Genomic DNA, 15,799 nt, shown 5'->3' on the forward strand with positions numbered 1-15,799 from the left:
TTTCGAGAACTGAGAGCTTAGAACTGAGAATCGTTCTGCTGCGAGGCAGTTACCTCAGCTAGCTCTCCGTTCTAAGCTCTCAGTCTTCCTTCCAACTCATGGCTAAACTCTTTTTATTCGGTATTGGCGGCACGGGCTCCCGCGTGATTCGCTCGCTCACCATGCTGCTGGCCGCGGGCGTAGAATTGCCCAACTGTGACCGGGTAGTACCCATCATCATCGACCCGGACGCGCACAACGGCGACATGAACCGCACGGTGCAGCTGCTGCAGAGCTACCAGCAGATCTATAAGCGCCTCGGCCCCCGCGAAGAAGGTTTCTTCAAGACCGATATCAGCACGCTGAGCGGCATTTCGCAGGATGTAAACGGCTCAGTGAAAGATACCTTCATCTTTGACTTCGGCGGCATCAACCAAAGTTTCCGCCAGTATCTGAGCTACGACGGGCTGTCCGTTGACTCGAAAGGGTTGGTGGATTTGCTCTTCACGCAGGACAACCTGGAAAGCCCGCTAACCATTGGTTTCCGTGGCTCCCCGAACGTGGGCAGTATCGTGCTGAACAAGCTCGTGGAAAGCCCAGAAATGCGGTTTTTTGCCGATAACTTCCAGGATGGCGACCGGGTGTTTTTCGTATCGAGCATCTTCGGTGGCACGGGTGCGGCGGGTTTCCCGCTCATGCTTAAGAACCTGAAGGACACCAACACGCGCCTCAGCAACGCCCGCTACCTGCGCGACGCGCCTACTGGCGCCGTAACGGTGATGCCCTACTTCGCCCTCCAGAGCGAAGACAACGCCGTCATCGACTCCAACAACTTCCTGACGAAAACCAAGGCAGCGCTCAGCTACTACGAGCACAACCTCCAGGGCCTCGACGCGCTGTACTACCTCGCCGATACGCCCGATACTCCCTACGAAAACCAGCCTGGCGGCACCCAGCAGAAGAACAAGGCCCACGTAATTGAGCTTCTGGCCGCTCTGAGCATCGTGGACTTTATGCGCTACTCGCCAGCCGAGCTATGCACCGGCGGTCCGCACTTCCACGAGTATGGCCTACAGACGGACTCGCCAGAAATCCAGTTCAGCCACCTGCCCGAAGAGTCGCGCGAGATTATTGCCAAGCAGCTCACGCAGTTCCTCTACTTCACGCGCTACCACAAGCAGCACCTGCCCACCGATAAGGCGCCCTACGCCGACAACCTGAAGCTGGACTACGCCATGCGTAACGAACCCATCTTCCGGGAGCTGAACACCTTCCTGCACAGCCCCGACTCCGGCGTGGATCAGTGGCTGCAGGAGTTGGCCCAGAATCGTCGTTCTTTCCGTCCCTTCGACTTGCAGACCGACGATTTCAACGCCATGATTCTCGGCAAGCCCGTGGAAAAGAAGTGGAACGACTTCTTCAACAAAGGCCTCAGCCACAACTACCTCCTCGACAACCTCAACAAAACCGAGAAGTCTATCCAGGAACCCGACAACTTCCGCAAGATGCTGGAGCTGTTCTATGATGTGACCGACAAGGCATTTGAGGAGAAGGTGAAGGTTGTTTAAATAGAAGAACGAAAACTCCCCTCCTCAGCTGAGGAGTGGGCGCCGCCGCAAAGCGGTGGCTGGGGTGATTGACCTCGTTGCTGATGTTGTTTAGCTGCTTCGCTAGGCCAGTATGACTTCTAAAGTAGAACGTCATGTTGAGCAGAGTCGAAGCATCTCTACCTCTGGCTAATTACTGACCTAGACATCAACAACAAAGCGGTAGAGATGCTTCGGCAAGCGCCTAGGCTACTCAACCACCCCTAAATCCTCCTCATCTGAGGGGTGAACTAGCTTTCTAGAATAGATTTCAGCAGCACATGGCCAAAGTCCTTCGCTTACATAATAATGGCTCCCAGCAGGTTCAAGGCTGGCAGAAAACGGCGCCGGTAACGAGCACCGAAATCAATACCGTTACGGACCCAGCGGGCGGCAAATCCCGCAACCTGGCCGTGAGCATCCCGACGCCGTTTGCGCGGATGCACCTGTTTGAAACGGCTTTCGACTTCCTGGCCCGCGAAGGGCAGCGCAACCCCGGCTCAGTGTACCACGAGCTGACAACACACTTCTGGGACCTACTGGAGCTGCTCTATAACTACCACCTGTACACCCAGGCCGGTCGTAAAATCACGCTGCGCCGCTGGAATGCGGAGGCAGAAATCCGCCGCATGCGGCAGGATGAGGGCACGCGCCTGCTGGGTGAGACTTTGCAGCTGTACATGCAGGATGAGCGGTTCCGCGACTTCACTGACATGTATCTGGTGTACTATGAGTCGCCGGAGCTAGCGGGCGGTACGCGCCTGCTAGGTGGTACCTCGCCGCTAACCATCCTCTTTACTGGCCCTGCCGTAACGCCCCTTGACTTGGAGCGCCCGCAGGCCCGCGGCCATTACTTCGACAAGCAAACGGTGCTGCTCGAAGATCGCGACCCGCAGTTTCGGGAGTTTGTGTACGAGTTGTTCCTGGCCTACCCGCAGCTACAGCGCCGCGAGTTTGCCGGCAGCGTGTATGCTGGCTTTGACCGCTCAAAAATCAATCAGCTCCAGATGCAGGGCGACCGGAGCGCGCAGCAGTTTGCTACCCGTTACCCAGCTCTAACCGATGTCCAAGGCAACCTGGTAAGCGTGAAAGGCGTGCCGCTACCCGGCCGCGCCGACCAGTCGGCTGTAACTAGCTCCGACCTGTTCATTCAGCCCACGCGGGAAGCCATTGCTGGTCGACCTAGGCCACTCGTGCTGCGCCCGAACCTTACGATGCCCGGCGCCAACTACCTCAACGGCCAGCCCTGGGACGACCGCACGCCGGTTCCTTATTATGATGAAGTAGCGCTGGAAAGCCGCGTGCTGCCCGGTAAAGGCTTCAAGTACCCGTATCTCACGGTAGGCGACTTGCTGGAAGATTCGCTGGTAGAGCTGCCCTACGAGTTGAATACCCAGCGCTTCCACATCGGCAAAGTCACGTTCCAGTATGGCGCCGATGGTCAGGGCCGGGCACGTTTCCCCTACCTGCTGCCGCTGAAGCAAGCCTTCTTCGAGTATTTCACGGAAAACGAGCTGGCTGAATTGCTCACCTTCACCATTGACCTGAGCCACGTGCGCGTGCAACTGCGGGTGCCGGTGCAGGCGGGCCGCTTCATCACGTTTGAGCGCAGCTACTACACTAATCCGCAAAACCCGAAGGATGCCCAGGGCCGCGAGATTCTGGAGAAGGGCCGCATTGTGAAAGCCACCGTAGGCGTGGGCGTGTTCCCCTTCTACAAGGTGCGCTACCAGCCCGAGTACAACGACCTTTATAAGGTGATGCTGGTGGACGCCGATAACTCGCCCACCATGCTCAGCCGCCGCTACGACCTACAGTTCTTCGTGAACGGGGAGCGAATTACGGACCAGGGCGCCGCCCGTCGGGCCACTCGCTACGAGCGTACCCAGAAGAGCATGGCCACCGCCGGCAGCACCTATTATGAGGTTACCGGCACTCACTTCGACCTCGTGGAGCTGACCTGCCCACCCGCCACCATTGGCGCCGAGCCAGCCCGCGGCCTGTTTGTACCGCGCTGGCGCGAGCTGGACCGGGGCACCCGCCGCTTCACCTTCGCGGTCGACTTTGGTACCACCAACACCCACATTGCCTACGCCGATTCGCCCACCGCGCACCCGCGCCCGCTGACCATTGGCGAAGCTGATGTGCAAGTGGAATGGCTGCACGCGCCCGTAGCCGATGCGGGCCTTTCGGCCGCGCAGCGCTACCGCACTGGCGCCGGCCAGATCTGGACCTACATTGCTACCCTGCAGAACCGGGAGTTTGTGCCTTCGTTCGTGGGCGAAGGTGGCTCGGTGTATGAATTCCCGATTCGGACGGCGGTTTGCGAAACAACGTCGTTTGCCAATGAGCCCGCCAAGGTGCTCAGCAACATCAACATCGGCTTCAGCATCAACACCGAAAATGCTTCGGAGCTACCTCAGAACCGCTTCATCACCAACCTGAAGTGGTCGGCGGAGCTGGACCCGCAGGGCGTGTCGCGCATTGAGGCCTTCTTCAAGGAAATCTTGCTGCTGCTCCGCCACAAAGCGGCGCTACACGGCGGTATTCTGGAAGATACTCGTGTGGTGTGGTTTGCGCCGCTTAGCTTCGATGGCTTCCTGCGCAACCAGTTCCAGCAGGTCTGGGACGAGTCATTCCAGCAGGTGTTCAAGGCCAAGCGGCCTACCATCTGCCTCACCGAATCGGTGGCGCCGTACTACTACCTCACCGCCACTAACCAGGTAGTGCCCAACCGCGACGAAAACGTGGTGAACATCGACATCGGTGGTGGTACTACCGACTTGTTGCTCTTCGCCGATCAGAAGCCGGCCTACAGCACCTCGTTCCGCTTCGCCGGCGACGACCTGTGGGGCGACGGCTATGCCCGCGTGCAGGGTGCGCCCAAGCAGAACGGTTTGCTCCGCCTCGGCGTAGGTCACGCCGAAAGCCTGCCCGACTCCGAGCAAAACCAGGAGTACAAAGGCTACCTGCGTGCCGCGCTCAGCAACACTGATTTCGGCTCCGCTGACGTGACCAGTTTGCTATTTAAATACGATGATGCTCTGCGCTTTACCCAGGCCCTAGGCCTAGGCAAAGGTCGGCAGCTGCGGGTACTGTTCTATCTGCACTACACCAGCATCATCTACCATACGGCGCAGCTCACCAAGCATCTTGGCTTGAAAACGCCGCGCTACCTCTGTTTCTCCGGCAAAGGCAGCCTCTACCTGCGTCTGCTGGCCGGTGGCAGTTCTCTGGTTTCTATTGAGAAGATTACGAAAGCCATCTTCCAGGCCGTAACCGGCACCGAGCCGCCCCACAACTTCCGCGTTATCCTGGCCGACAACCCCAAGGAGGCCACCACCAACGGCGGTGTGCTCTTCGAGGAAAAGACCAACACGTCGGACTACGACAACATCAAGCCCGTGAAGTACAGTGGTGCCGTGGAAGGCACCGAACTCAATCAGCAGCGCTTGAAACTGAACCAGGTAGATGCTGACTTGAAAAACACGGTGCTCGAAAACGTGCGCAACTACCTTACCCTCGTGCTGGAAGGCGACGAAGTAGCTCCGTTGCTGCGCGAAGTAGGTGTAGACGTGGACCGTCAGCGCGTGAAGGACATTCTGCAGCGTGAAATCGAGGACAGCCTGAGCCTAGGCCTGCACCAGTTCCAGCGCCAGCTTTCCTCCGACGAAACCTTGCCGGAGACATTGTTCTTCCTGCCGCTGAAACAGGCTTTGTATAACCTGAGCCGCGAGCTACAGGCGTAGATTACATTGAAAAGTCGTTGTCATGCTGACCTGGTCGAAGCATCTCTACCGCAGTGCTACCTTCATTTGATTAGCTCCGGTAGAGATGCTTCGACCAGCTCAGCATGACAGCAGTTTGTGAGTATATAATAGTTAAGTACGTTTAGCTATTCCTGACAGAAACTGGGTGTTAACTCCAGATTTTCTCCTTTACCTGCTCCCTACCTAACACCCTATGACCCTTTCCCGTCGCGCTGCTTCTTTGCTTACTGGCCTACTGCTTTTGGCGGCGGGCACCCGTGCCCAAACGCCGCTAGGCCAGCCCACCCTGGATGAGCAGAAGGTACAAATCTGGTGCGCCACGGTGCGCTACGTGTACGACGATAACGGACGCTCCAACCTCAAGAGTAAGTTGCAGTGTGGTAGTTCACTGAATGCGTTTGAAGCCAGCATCAAGGCCGATAGCCAGCGGGTATACAGCGCGTTGTACCAACCGTTGGAGGGGAAGGGCGCGATGTACAAGGGTCTCGGCTCCAACTCGTCGCGGTTACAAAAGCTGACGACGGAAATCATTACCCGGTTGAAAGCTTCGCCTGCCCGCCGGGCAAACTCAGCCCGGATGCAGCGCCTGGCTACGCTGGAAACAGCTCTCAACAACTACGTGCAGAATGGTACGCCTATCGGCGACCTCAGCAACGCGGAAGTAGCCACGGAAGTAGTGGACACTACCGCCACTTCTGATGACACCATGAGCGCTGCCACTGGTGATGCTGGCCTAGCCGAAGCAGGCGTGGCCTCCACTACAACCACTACCAGCAGTGGAGCAGGAGAAAGCCTGATGAACAAGTTCTTTGGGCCGCTGGCCCTGATTATGTCGCTGCTGAGCCTCGTGCTTTACTACTTACTACGGAAGAATATCGACGGGTTCCAGAAGGAATTGGGAGCACGGATTGATAAGCGGCGCGACGAGATTCTGGCGTTGCAAAATGCTCCTGCCGGTGGGCCTAGGCCTACTGGCTCGCCCGCCACTGACCGCCTCACGCCGGCTCAACAGCGCGAAGTAGAGAAGCTAGTGCAGCAGCGAGTAGAGGAAGAAATAAAGAAGCTAGGTGGGCAGCTAACAGGCAATTCTGTAGCTGGAAATGCACCCACGGCACCTTCTAAGCCGGCGCAGCCAATAGGCAAACCGGCCCCTGCTCCGGCGCCAGTAGCACAACCCGCAGCTCCAGTTACGCAGGTTGCGGCTCCAGCGGCTGTGGTGTACTCAGCGCCTACTCAACCTACGGAGGTTCCGGCTATGCCGCCCGTGATACCTGCTGGCCCGCCATCTGCCTCGCCCCGCGACGAATTCGAGAGCCTGGTACCACCCGTGCAATTACCTGCCCCAGTTGTAACGGCAGAGCCTGCCGCCGCTCAGCAGCAAACCCGCTTCGTGAAAGTGCCCGTGAACGGTGCCTTCAGTGAGTACGACCTCAGCGCCGAGCCCCAGCACGACAGCATCTACGAAATTCACCTTGACCCGCAGTGGCCGGAGCTGGCCACATTCAGCGTTACCTCCAACCAGGCAGTACACGCCTACGCCATCCAGAGTGCGCAATATTCTTTGCGCGAAGCCTGCAAATACCAGCAGCCTACTAGCCCGGTCACGCGCATCGTGACGGAGGAGGAAGGTGTTTTGCGCAAAATAGCCGGCGCTTGGCAGATAGAGCAGAAGGCCGCCATTCGGTTTGAGTGACTAAAGATCTGCTTAACAAGCTGTTAGACAACAAAGAGCGTCATGCTGAGCGGAGCCGAAGCATCTCGCGTGCTGACATTGGGTTACTAACTCAACATCAGCACGCGAGATGCTTCGGCTCCGCTCAGCATGACGTTCTTTTACAATGTTTCAAATTAGGCTGGTTCCTGCAACTGCTCCGAGCCAGGGAGGGAACTGGTTTTTAGCCGTAGCTTCGTAGATGTATGCTTGAAATTGTTCTTGAAGTGCTGGTAGTAGCCGTGGTGGTAGGCCTGCAGATCCGCACGTTTCTGCGGACGCGGGCCAATGCGCTGCGTCTAGGTCAGTTGTACCCGCCCAAGGAAGCCTTGCGCGTGGAGCACCGCATTGTGCTGCCCGACGGCCGCGACCTGCCGGATTACGCCGCCGACGCCCCACCGGAATCCTTCGCCTCCAACCTCATCAAGGCCGAAAACGCCTCCCCGGAGTTCCAGGAAATTCTGCTGGACACCAACGACTACCTGCGCCACAACAAAGGCGCGGCGGCAGATTTCGGCATTCTGAAAGACATTTCGGAGCGCCAAAGTGAGGTGCTCGATAACAGCGTGCAAGCCAATGTAGCCACGCCGCTCTACCTAGGCCTGTTAGGTACGTTTCTAGGCGTAATTCTGGGCCTAGTAGGCATTGCCCGCAACGGCGTATCGGATGAAAATGCCCTGACGCCCTTCCTCACCGGCGTGCTGATTGCCATGACGGGCTCCTTCGTAGGCCTGTTGCTGACGCTGCTCGGCAACGGGGTGCTGCGCCAGGCCCGCGAGAAGCTGGATCGGCAGCAGAACCAGTACTACACGTTTTTGCAGGCGCGCTTGCTGCCGGTGCTGCACGCCGATATGGCCAGCTCACTCACCAACCTGAAATCGGTGCTTGATGCGTTTAATCAGCAGTTTGTAGGCCAGGTAGAGCTGTTCAACCCGCTCATGGAGAAGGTGACCCAGAACATCCGGGTGCAAAGCGACTTCCTGGAACGCCTCGATACTATTGGCTACGATAAGATGGCCGCCGCCAATATTGCCGTGTTTGAGAAAGTGCGGGAGTCGGCGGAGATGTTTGGTGCCTTTACGGGCTACCAGCAGAAGCTGAACGAGATGCTGGCCAATGGCTACCAGTCGGCGCAGAGCGTGAACAGCATTCTGGACCGTTTACGCGGTTTCGAGAAGGGCATCAACGACCTAGGCCAGTACGTGGGCGGCAACAACAACTCTGTGCAGCTGATGCTGGATTTCTTCCAGAAGCACCAAGTAGAGCTGCGCAACCTCCGCGACCGGGCCGAGCAGCACATCGACCAGGCCGGCGTATCCCTGGCCGACATCATGACCCAGCGCCAGTCCCAGAACGAACGCCAGGCCCAACTGGCCTACGAGAAGTGGCAGCAGTATTTCGAGAAGCTCAACGCCGATAACATCTTCGAGAAGCTGCTGAAACAGCTGGAGCCATTCCAGAATCTCAATGTGCAGCAAGCCGACCTCAGCCGCGACGTAACAGCCACCCAGCGTGAGCTCTTACGAAAAGTTGAGCTGGACTCGCAGATTCAGGCCAAGTTGCTCTCCGAGCTTTCCAACCTGAATACGGTGCTGGTGAAGGCCACCTCCAAAAACCGTTTCCAGCGATTTATGGATAAGCTGTTTGGGGGCGTGCAGCCGCAGTAACCCCACCCCAACCCCTCCCCACAGGGAGAGGGGCTCTAGTTTCTAGTTTAAAAGAAAAGTTACCCCGAGCGCTCTTCGTCTGGCTCCCCCTCTCCCGGAGGGGAGGGGGTCGGGGGGTGGGGTCAAGCCATGAACAACACCACCTCTAACAAACGCCAAAGCAACGACTTCTTCTGGCCCAGCTACGTGGACCTGATGACGTCCTTGTTCGTGGTGATGCTGGTGCTGTTTGTGTATAGTTTCAAGCTGTTCAAGGACCGGGAAGGAGAGTTGAAGCAGGCCAATGGTGAGCTGAAAGCTAAGGCCATTGAGCTGGAGCAGATAACCAAGATTCGGCGCTCCTTGCAGCAGCTAGAGGGCAAATACTTTAAGTACGACCCTGCCAATGAGCGCCACGAGTTGCTAGTGCCCGTGCAGTTCAAAGCCGGCCGCGACGAGATACAGGAGGCCTACAAACCTGCCCTGCTGCAAGCGGGCCGCACGTTGCGCTCTGTCCTCAAAAGCATCAAAACCGACCAGCCCGTGCGCTACCTCGTGATTGTGGAGGGCATGGCCGCCCGCTACCCCCAGGGCGACCCGCGCAACACCCGCGAGGAGCAAACCACCTACCAGCTCAGCTACCGCCGCGCCCTGAACCTGCTGAACTTCTGGCGGCAAAACGGCATCAATTTCAGTCAGGACCGCAGCATTGAGCTCATCATTGGGGGCAGCGGCTTCTACGGCACCGGCCGCTACCAGGGCCGCCGCGAGGGCGACAACAAGCGTTTCCTGATTCAGGTGATTCCGAAGGTGGGCCGCATGCAGTAGGATGCTTTAACAAACCTGCCGCCTAGGCCTGTTCTCTCTCCTGAAGTTGTGGTTTAACTTCGGCGCTTCTCTCGCTATTCTCCCTCATGCAAAAACTCACAATTCCCGTATTAGCCCTGGCAGCGCTGGCCTCGTGCCGGTCTGCTCAGCCGAGCGCACCGGCTAAGCCGGTTGCCACGCCCAAGGCAGCTGGTGCCGCTACGAAATCTACAGCTACTTCTTCCGTGCAATACCCTGAAACCAAGAAAGGTACCGTCAAGGACGATTATTTCGGCACGCCTGTGGCCGACCCTTACCGCTGGCTCGAAGACCCCGACTCGCCGGAAACCAAGGCGTGGGTAGAAGCCGAAAACAAGGTCACGTTTGACTACCTGGGCCAGATCAAGTTTCGGGACAAAATTCGGGAGCGGCTCACGAGCATCTGGAACTATGAGCGGTTCGGGATTCCACAGCAGGAAGGCAATCAGCTGTATTTCAGCAAGAACGACGGCCTGCAGAATCAAGCCGTGCTCTACACCCAGCAAAACGGGCAGGAAGGCCAGCCAGATGTACTGCTCGACCCCAACAAGTTCTCCGCCGACGGCACTACGGCGCTAGCCGGCACCTATTTCTCCAATGACCACCGCTACCTGGCCTACGCCACCAGCGGCGGCGGCTCCGACTGGCAGCAGCTGAAGGTAATGGACCTGAAAACCCGCCAGCCGCTCACCGATGAGTTGCAGTGGGTGAAAGTATCGGGGGCGGCGTGGTATAAAAACGGCTTCTTCTATAGCCGCTACGACGCGCCGAAGAAAGGCGAAAACCAGCTTTCCGGCAAAAACGAGTACCACAAGGTGTACTACCACCAGCTCGGCAAACCCCAGAGTACCGATAAACTGGTGTACGAGGACGCCAAAATGGCCCTGGGTTTCCGCACCGTGGGCACTACTGAGGATGAGCGCTTCCTGGTGCTCTACCTCACCGATGGCAAAGCCGATGGCAACCGCCTCTCGGTACGTGACCTGACGGACCCCAAACAGGCTAACTCCTTCACGCCGCTCATCAGCAGCTACGAGCACAACAACTCCGTAGTCGGCAATGTGGGCGGGCAGCTGCTGGTGCTCACCAACTACAAGGCGCCGCGCTACCGCGTCGTGCTCATCGACCCCAAAAAGCCCCAAGAGGCCAACTGGAAAGAAATACTGCCCCAAACCGAGAACAAGCTGGAAGGCGTTGACCAGGTAGGCGGCTACCTCGTGGCCTCGTACCTGAAAGATGCCAGTAGCCTCGTGAAAGTATACACCGAGAAGGGTGTATTTAAGCACGATGTAGCCCTGCCGGCCATTGGCACGGCCTCGGGCTTCGGCGGCAAGCGCGAATCGAAGTCGGTGTACTATGCCTTCACTTCGTTCACCTACCCGACGACTATCTATAAGTACGACCTCGCCACGAACACCAGCACCGTGTTCCGGGCGCCTACCGTGGATGTGAAGCCCGATGAGTACGTGACCAACCAGGTGTTCTTCGCCAGCAAGGACGGCACGAAGATTCCGATGTTCATCACCCACAAGAAGGGCATCAAGCTGAACGGGCAAAACCCCACGTACCTCTACGCCTACGGTGGCTTCAATATCTCGCTGACGCCGGGCTTCTCGGTAGCCCGCATGCTGTGGCTGGAAAACGGCGGCGTGCTGGCCGTGCCGAACCTGCGCGGCGGCGGCGAGTATGGCGAGGCATGGCACCAGGCCGGCATGACGCCCAACAAGCAGAACGTATTCGACGACTTTATTGCTGCCGCCGAGTACCTGAAAGTAACCGGTTACACCACCACCGAGAAGCTGGCCATGGCCGGCGGCTCCAACGGTGGCCTACTGGTGGGCGCCACCATGACCCAGCGCCCCGACCTCTGCGGCGTGGCCTTCCCGGCCGTGGGCGTAATGGATATGCTGCGCTACCAGAAGTTCACCATCGGCTGGAACTGGGCCCCCGAGTACGGCACCTCCGACAACTACAACCAGTTCCAGAACCTCTACCGGTTTTCGCCGCTGCACACCCTGAAGCCCGGTACCAGCTACCCCGCCACTATGATTACCACCGCCGACCACGACGACCGCGTGGTGCCGGCGCACTCCTTTAAGTTTGCTGCCGCGCTGCAGGCCGCCAACGAAGGCCCTAGGCCACAGCTCATTCGGGTGGATGTGAATGCGGGCCACGGCGCCGGCAAAAGCACCAAGCTGCAGATTGAGGAATGGGCCGATATCTGGGCGTTTGCCTACCAGAACATGGGCGTGAACCCGTATAAGAAATGAGTTGCCGGCTGCCGGTGGGCAATAGTGGGTTAGCAACTATCAACTGGCAACTGGTAACTAACAACTCATTTACCGTATCTTCGCGGCCGCAACTCGCGTAATTGCCTCTGTTCTTTTGCTTTCAGATATGAAAAAAACGCTTCTGTTCGGTCTGTTGGCCGCCTCGATGACGCTGTCCGTAACCTCTTGCCACAACCCCGACTACAAATCGGATGAGGATATTGTAGAACAGCCGCTGCCCCCCATTCCGGCTGCTCCTGACACTACCGGCGGCAAAACGGCCCCTGCTAACGCGGCCAACCGCGAAATTAACGCCGTCAACGCCACGGAAGACATCAAGAAGATGCAGCCCGTCATGTAATTTCAGCCACCTGGCTTTATATACGCAGCGCCCACTTGCTCCCAGCAGGTGGGCGCTGATGCGTTAGGTGGCCTAGGCTATGTTGAACGACAGATAAAGAAAACGTCGTTAAAAATAAACGTCATGCTGAGCGCAGCCGACGCATCTCGCGTGCTGGCGTTGAGTTACTATTGCCACATCAGCATGCGAGATGCTTCGACTGCGCTCAGTATGACGTGCTTTATGTTTTCCACACACCCTAGGCCACTTGCCTGACGAAAATCAGCGGATTCTTGCTGTACCTTTGCGCCATGTCTACTCTGTCTATCCGCCGTGGCCGCGAGGCCGATTTGCCCCAGGTCTTAGCCCTGATTCAGGAACTGGCCGTGTATGAGCGCGCCCCTGATGAAGTCACGAATACGCTGGAAGATATGCAACGTGACGGGTTCGGGCCGGACGCCATCTTTAAATTCTTCGTGGCAGAGCAGGAGGGCAAAATACAGGGCATTGCGCTGTACTACACGGCTTATTCTACTTGGAAAGGCCGCATGCTGTACCTCGAAGACTTAGTAGTGACGGAGAAGCTGCGCGGCACCGGCATCGGCAAGCGCCTGTTCGATGCCGTGGTGGCCGAAGCCCGCCACACCGGGGCGCACCGCATGAAGTGGCAGGTGCTGGAGTGGAATGAGCCCGCCATCGGCTTCTACAAGAAAATCGGCGCCAACCTCGACCCCGAATGGCACAACGGTAACCTCACCGCCGAGCAGCTACTGGCCTACAAATGTGAAGTGGTGAAATAGGGATTTAGTGAAATGGTGAAGTTGATGTTTTAGTGGCCTAGAACGTGTCATTGCGAGCGGAGCGAAGCAATGACACGTTCTAGGCCACTAAAACATCAACTTTACCGCCTAGGCCACTACTTCCAGCATCGTGCGGAAAGAGGCGTAGCGGCCGCCAAAGTGTTTCTCTATCTCGTCGCGGAGGGCGGGGGCGGCGAGGCGCTGGTACTCTTCCAGTTGCTCCAGGCTCACGCAGTAGTATTGGGCAGCGTAGGTAATGCCATCGTCTTCTTCGTTGAGGAGACGGCAGAGTTGGCTTTTGAGGAAAAAGCCGGTTTCCATCACCTCAGGCATATGCGTATCGCGCATGTAGGCCACCCACTGATCGGCAATTTCGGGGTCGAGGCTGGTGGTGACGTTGTAGAGAATCATGGGGCAAAGGGTAAGTGACGACGGGCATTGTCGCCAGTAAACGCAGTAGTAGTGCGTAGAAGCACTTTTCAGGGAACAAAGTTCGGGCATCGGCCCGCCATTTTCGCTACTTCTGCTCGTGGAGTTTCAGGATCAAACCCGCATGGGGTCGAAGTGAAAGTCTTGTATACGGCTCTGAATATCCTTGGGAGAAAGCTTTTCCCGAATAGCGGATTGCACCAAGCCCGGCAGTTCGGCGTCGCCGGCAAAGCGCAACGACAGCAATTGGCTAAGCGAAAGTTGCTCTTCCAGGGGGCGCAGACTCTGGCCTGTAATCTCAAAATAGCGCTGACGCACTTCCAGCCGAATAATGCGGTCCTGGAGCGTGAGGGCGTAGTGCTGGCGCAGCATCAGCAGCACCCCAAAGCTCACCACGGCCAAGGCCATCAGGGTAAACCACAGCCTGGATTCTTCGGTGTCGTCGCCGGCCACGGCCAAGTAACGCCGGATGCCGTAGCCCGAGAGGATGAGCAAGGCCGGCAGCAGCACGAAATGGTGCCACGGATACAGCATAGGTGTGTTTTTGGTTGGCTGGTTGGCCATAGGGCAGCGGTTGAAAAGTGAAACAGGTTGGGGAGTTACGAAAAAACTCCAGCTACAAGCTGGAGTTTTCGAATTCTAGTAAGTGTAGACCACTTGGGCTTACATTTTGCTGGCCTTCTTGGCTTCGCGGGCTTTCTTCTTTTCCTCACGCATAGCCGTCTTGGCGGCGCTTTCCTGACGGCGCGCTTCTTTAGCTACGTCCTGCTGGCGGCGCAGCTCCAGCTTCTGCTCTTTCATCTGGCGCTTCTGCTCGCGCATGGCGCTTTTCTGGTCGTTGAGCTGAGCTTTGGTTTGATCTACGCTGCTGCGCGACTGGGCGCTTTGCTGCTTCTGCGCCTCCAGCGTGGTTTTGGCGTCGGCGGCGCGCTGCTGCTGCATTTGCAGCTTAATTTGGGTAGAGTCAACTACCTGGGCTTGAGCGGTATGGCTGCCGATGGCAATAAGTGCGACGGCAGTTATTTTAAAGAAATGTTTCATAGGGGAAGAGGGAATAACCTCGACCCCTAATACGTTTCCGCATTACATTAGTTTGGCACCGGAGGCGCTATTCCTCCACGTAGTCGAGGTCCTTGCCAAACGTTTCGGGCAGGGTGCTCACGGCCCAGAAAGCAATGAGCAGCGACACGCCACCCACCACGGCTCCACTCGCAATCCGGTCGGGGCCTTGCGCCGAGCCGAACGCCAGCGCCACCGCATTGAAGATAGGAACCAGTGCCACCACCGAGCCGCGGGCAAAGTTGGGAGCCGTGGTGGCCACCGTGGCCCGCAAGTTGGTGCCGAATTGCTCCGCCGCCACCGTAACAAACAAGGCCCAGAACCCCACCGACATGCCCAGTACAAAGCAAACGGTGTAGAAGGCCGTGGGTGAGGCGCCGCGTAACCCAAACAGATACACGCCCACCATCAGGCCGCAAAAGGCCAGAAACAACTGCAGCGCCCTGGTTCTGCTACGCATGAGCTGGCTGAGGCTACCGCTGAGAAAGTCGCCGAACACTAGCCCGAAATAGCACCAGAATACTCCTAGGCCTGCCGTAACGGGGCCCGTGAGGCCGAGCGCTTCGCCAAACTCGGGGGCCAGCGTAATTAGAATGCCTACCACAAACCACAACGGCACCCCAATGAGGAGGCACTTGAGGTAGCGCGCCAGGCGGGGGCCGTTGGTGAACAGAGCGAAGAAGTTGCCGCGCTCCACCGACGAAGCCTTTTTCACCTGCTCAAACATCCCCGATTCGTACACGCCCACGCGCAAAGCCAGCAGCGCTAGGCCTAGGCCACCTCCCACGAAGTAGGCGTTGCGCCACCCGAACCGCTCCCCCACCCAGTAGGCCAGCATTGCGCCCGATACGCCTACGGTGGCCACAATCATGGTGCCGTAGCCGCGCTTTTCCTTGGGTAACGTTTCAGATACCAGCGTGATACCGGCGCCCAGTTCGCCCGCTAGGCCTATGCCCGCAATCAAACGCAGCCAGGCATATTGCTCCATCGTCTGCACGAAGCCGTTGGCAATATTGGCCAGGGAGTAGATAAGAATAGAGCCAAACAGCACCGAGAGCCGGCCACGCTTATCACCCAGAACGCCCCACAGAATGCCGCCGAGCAGCATGCCACCCATCTGCATATTGATGAGATACAGCCCCTCGGAGGTAACGGCATCTTTGGCCGTGATGCCCAGATCATTGAGGCTGCGCACCCGCACGATGCTGAACAGAATCAAATCGTAGATATCGACGAAGTAGCCCAAAGCGGCTACTACCACAATGGCACTGAGCAGACCGGTGGTTTTGGGCGGAATAGTAGGAGGGGAGGCGGTTTTCATTAAGTAGGAATTGAGAACCGCAGATTACGCAATTTTCCTCGG

At 57.8% G+C, this 15,799-nt stretch carries 12 protein-coding genes; 8 read left to right on the plus strand and 4 right to left on the minus strand.

The genetic code is table 11. The features are described 5' to 3' along the window. Positions 1-98: 98 nt before the first annotated feature. The 8 genes from CFT68_RS19275 to CFT68_RS19310 all read left to right on the plus strand — a co-directional run bounded on the left by CFT68_RS19275 (position 99) and on the right by CFT68_RS19310 (position 12,948). Positions 99-1,547, plus strand: coding sequence for a hypothetical protein (locus tag CFT68_RS19275; protein WP_088845315.1), 1,449 nt, complete (start codon positions 99-101; stop codon positions 1,545-1,547). A gap of 299 nt (positions 1,548-1,846) precedes the next feature. Further along, positions 1,847-5,314 (plus strand): hypothetical protein, encoded by a 3,468-nt coding sequence (locus CFT68_RS19280; RefSeq protein ID WP_088845316.1) that lies wholly within the window; start codon positions 1,847-1,849, stop codon positions 5,312-5,314. 214 nt (positions 5,315-5,528) lie between these two features. Beyond that, on the plus strand, positions 5,529-7,028 hold the full coding sequence (locus CFT68_RS19285; RefSeq protein ID WP_088845317.1) for a hypothetical protein: 1,500 nt from the start codon (positions 5,529-5,531) through the stop codon (positions 7,026-7,028). 224 nt (positions 7,029-7,252) lie between these two features. Next, positions 7,253-8,713 (plus strand): hypothetical protein, encoded by a 1,461-nt coding sequence (locus CFT68_RS19290; protein ID WP_088845318.1) that lies wholly within the window; start codon positions 7,253-7,255, stop codon positions 8,711-8,713. Positions 8,714-8,842: 129 nt separating this feature from the next. Beyond that, entirely contained in the window at positions 8,843-9,520 is a 678-nt protein-coding gene (locus CFT68_RS19295; RefSeq protein WP_088845319.1) for a hypothetical protein, read from the plus strand. 86 nt (positions 9,521-9,606) lie between these two features. Further along, entirely contained in the window at positions 9,607-11,808 is a 2,202-nt protein-coding gene (locus tag CFT68_RS19300) for a prolyl oligopeptidase family serine peptidase (RefSeq protein ID WP_088845320.1), read from the plus strand. A 127-nt stretch (positions 11,809-11,935) separates the two neighbouring features. Then, positions 11,936-12,169: a hypothetical protein gene (locus CFT68_RS19305; protein WP_088845321.1), complete on the plus strand. Its 234-nt coding sequence runs from the start codon at positions 11,936-11,938 to the stop codon at positions 12,167-12,169. Positions 12,170-12,459: 290 nt separating this feature from the next. Continuing rightward, on the plus strand, positions 12,460-12,948 hold the full coding sequence (locus CFT68_RS19310) for a GNAT family N-acetyltransferase (RefSeq protein WP_170934868.1): 489 nt from the start codon (positions 12,460-12,462) through the stop codon (positions 12,946-12,948). Between the two features lie 108 nt (positions 12,949-13,056). Here the strand turns inward: CFT68_RS19310 and CFT68_RS19315 are convergent, their stop codons facing one another. The 4 genes from CFT68_RS19315 to CFT68_RS19330 all read right to left on the minus strand — a co-directional run bounded on the left by CFT68_RS19315 (position 13,057) and on the right by CFT68_RS19330 (position 15,757). Continuing rightward, on the minus strand, positions 13,057-13,359 hold the full coding sequence (locus CFT68_RS19315) for a DUF4286 family protein (RefSeq protein WP_088845322.1): 303 nt from the start codon (positions 13,357-13,359) through the stop codon (positions 13,057-13,059). A 132-nt stretch (positions 13,360-13,491) separates the two neighbouring features. Then, a complete protein-coding gene (locus CFT68_RS19320) occupies positions 13,492-13,941 on the minus strand; it encodes a DUF6526 family protein (RefSeq protein WP_088845323.1) in 450 nt (149 codons plus the stop codon). Positions 13,942-14,040: 99 nt separating this feature from the next. Next, positions 14,041-14,418: a hypothetical protein gene (locus tag CFT68_RS19325; RefSeq protein ID WP_088845324.1), complete on the minus strand. Its 378-nt coding sequence runs from the start codon at positions 14,416-14,418 to the stop codon at positions 14,041-14,043. A 67-nt stretch (positions 14,419-14,485) separates the two neighbouring features. Further along, positions 14,486-15,757, minus strand: a complete 1,272-nt coding sequence (locus tag CFT68_RS19330) for an MFS transporter (RefSeq protein ID WP_088845325.1) — start codon at positions 15,755-15,757, stop codon at positions 14,486-14,488. Between the last annotated feature and the right edge of the window lie 42 nt (positions 15,758-15,799).

This window comes from Hymenobacter gelipurpurascens (genome assembly GCF_900187375.1).
Taxonomy (GTDB): Bacteria; Bacteroidota; Bacteroidia; order Cytophagales; family Hymenobacteraceae; genus Hymenobacter; species Hymenobacter gelipurpurascens.

Excerpts from the sequence above, each read along its gene's own strand:
- CFT68_RS19275 (WP_088845315.1), top strand. The coding sequence starts at position 99 with ATGGCTAAACTCTTTTTATTCGGTATTGGCGGCACGGGCTCCCGCGTG.
- CFT68_RS19280 (WP_088845316.1), top strand. The coding sequence starts at position 1,847 with ATGGCCAAAGTCCTTCGCTTACATAATAATGGCTCCCAGCAGGTTCAA.
- CFT68_RS19285 (WP_088845317.1), top strand. The coding sequence starts at position 5,529 with ATGACCCTTTCCCGTCGCGCTGCTTCTTTGCTTACTGGCCTACTGCTT.
- CFT68_RS19290 (WP_088845318.1), top strand. The coding sequence starts at position 7,253 with ATGCTTGAAATTGTTCTTGAAGTGCTGGTAGTAGCCGTGGTGGTAGGC.
- CFT68_RS19295 (WP_088845319.1), top strand. The coding sequence starts at position 8,843 with ATGAACAACACCACCTCTAACAAACGCCAAAGCAACGACTTCTTCTGG.
- CFT68_RS19300 (WP_088845320.1), top strand. The coding sequence starts at position 9,607 with ATGCAAAAACTCACAATTCCCGTATTAGCCCTGGCAGCGCTGGCCTCG.
- CFT68_RS19305 (WP_088845321.1), top strand. The coding sequence starts at position 11,936 with ATGAAAAAAACGCTTCTGTTCGGTCTGTTGGCCGCCTCGATGACGCTG.
- CFT68_RS19310 (WP_170934868.1), top strand. The coding sequence starts at position 12,460 with ATGTCTACTCTGTCTATCCGCCGTGGCCGCGAGGCCGATTTGCCCCAG.
- CFT68_RS19315 (WP_088845322.1), bottom strand. The coding sequence starts at position 13,359 with ATGATTCTCTACAACGTCACCACCAGCCTCGACCCCGAAATTGCCGAT.
- CFT68_RS19320 (WP_088845323.1), bottom strand. The coding sequence starts at position 13,941 with ATGGCCAACCAGCCAACCAAAAACACACCTATGCTGTATCCGTGGCAC.
- CFT68_RS19325 (WP_088845324.1), bottom strand. The coding sequence starts at position 14,418 with ATGAAACATTTCTTTAAAATAACTGCCGTCGCACTTATTGCCATCGGC.
- CFT68_RS19330 (WP_088845325.1), bottom strand. The coding sequence starts at position 15,757 with ATGAAAACCGCCTCCCCTCCTACTATTCCGCCCAAAACCACCGGTCTG.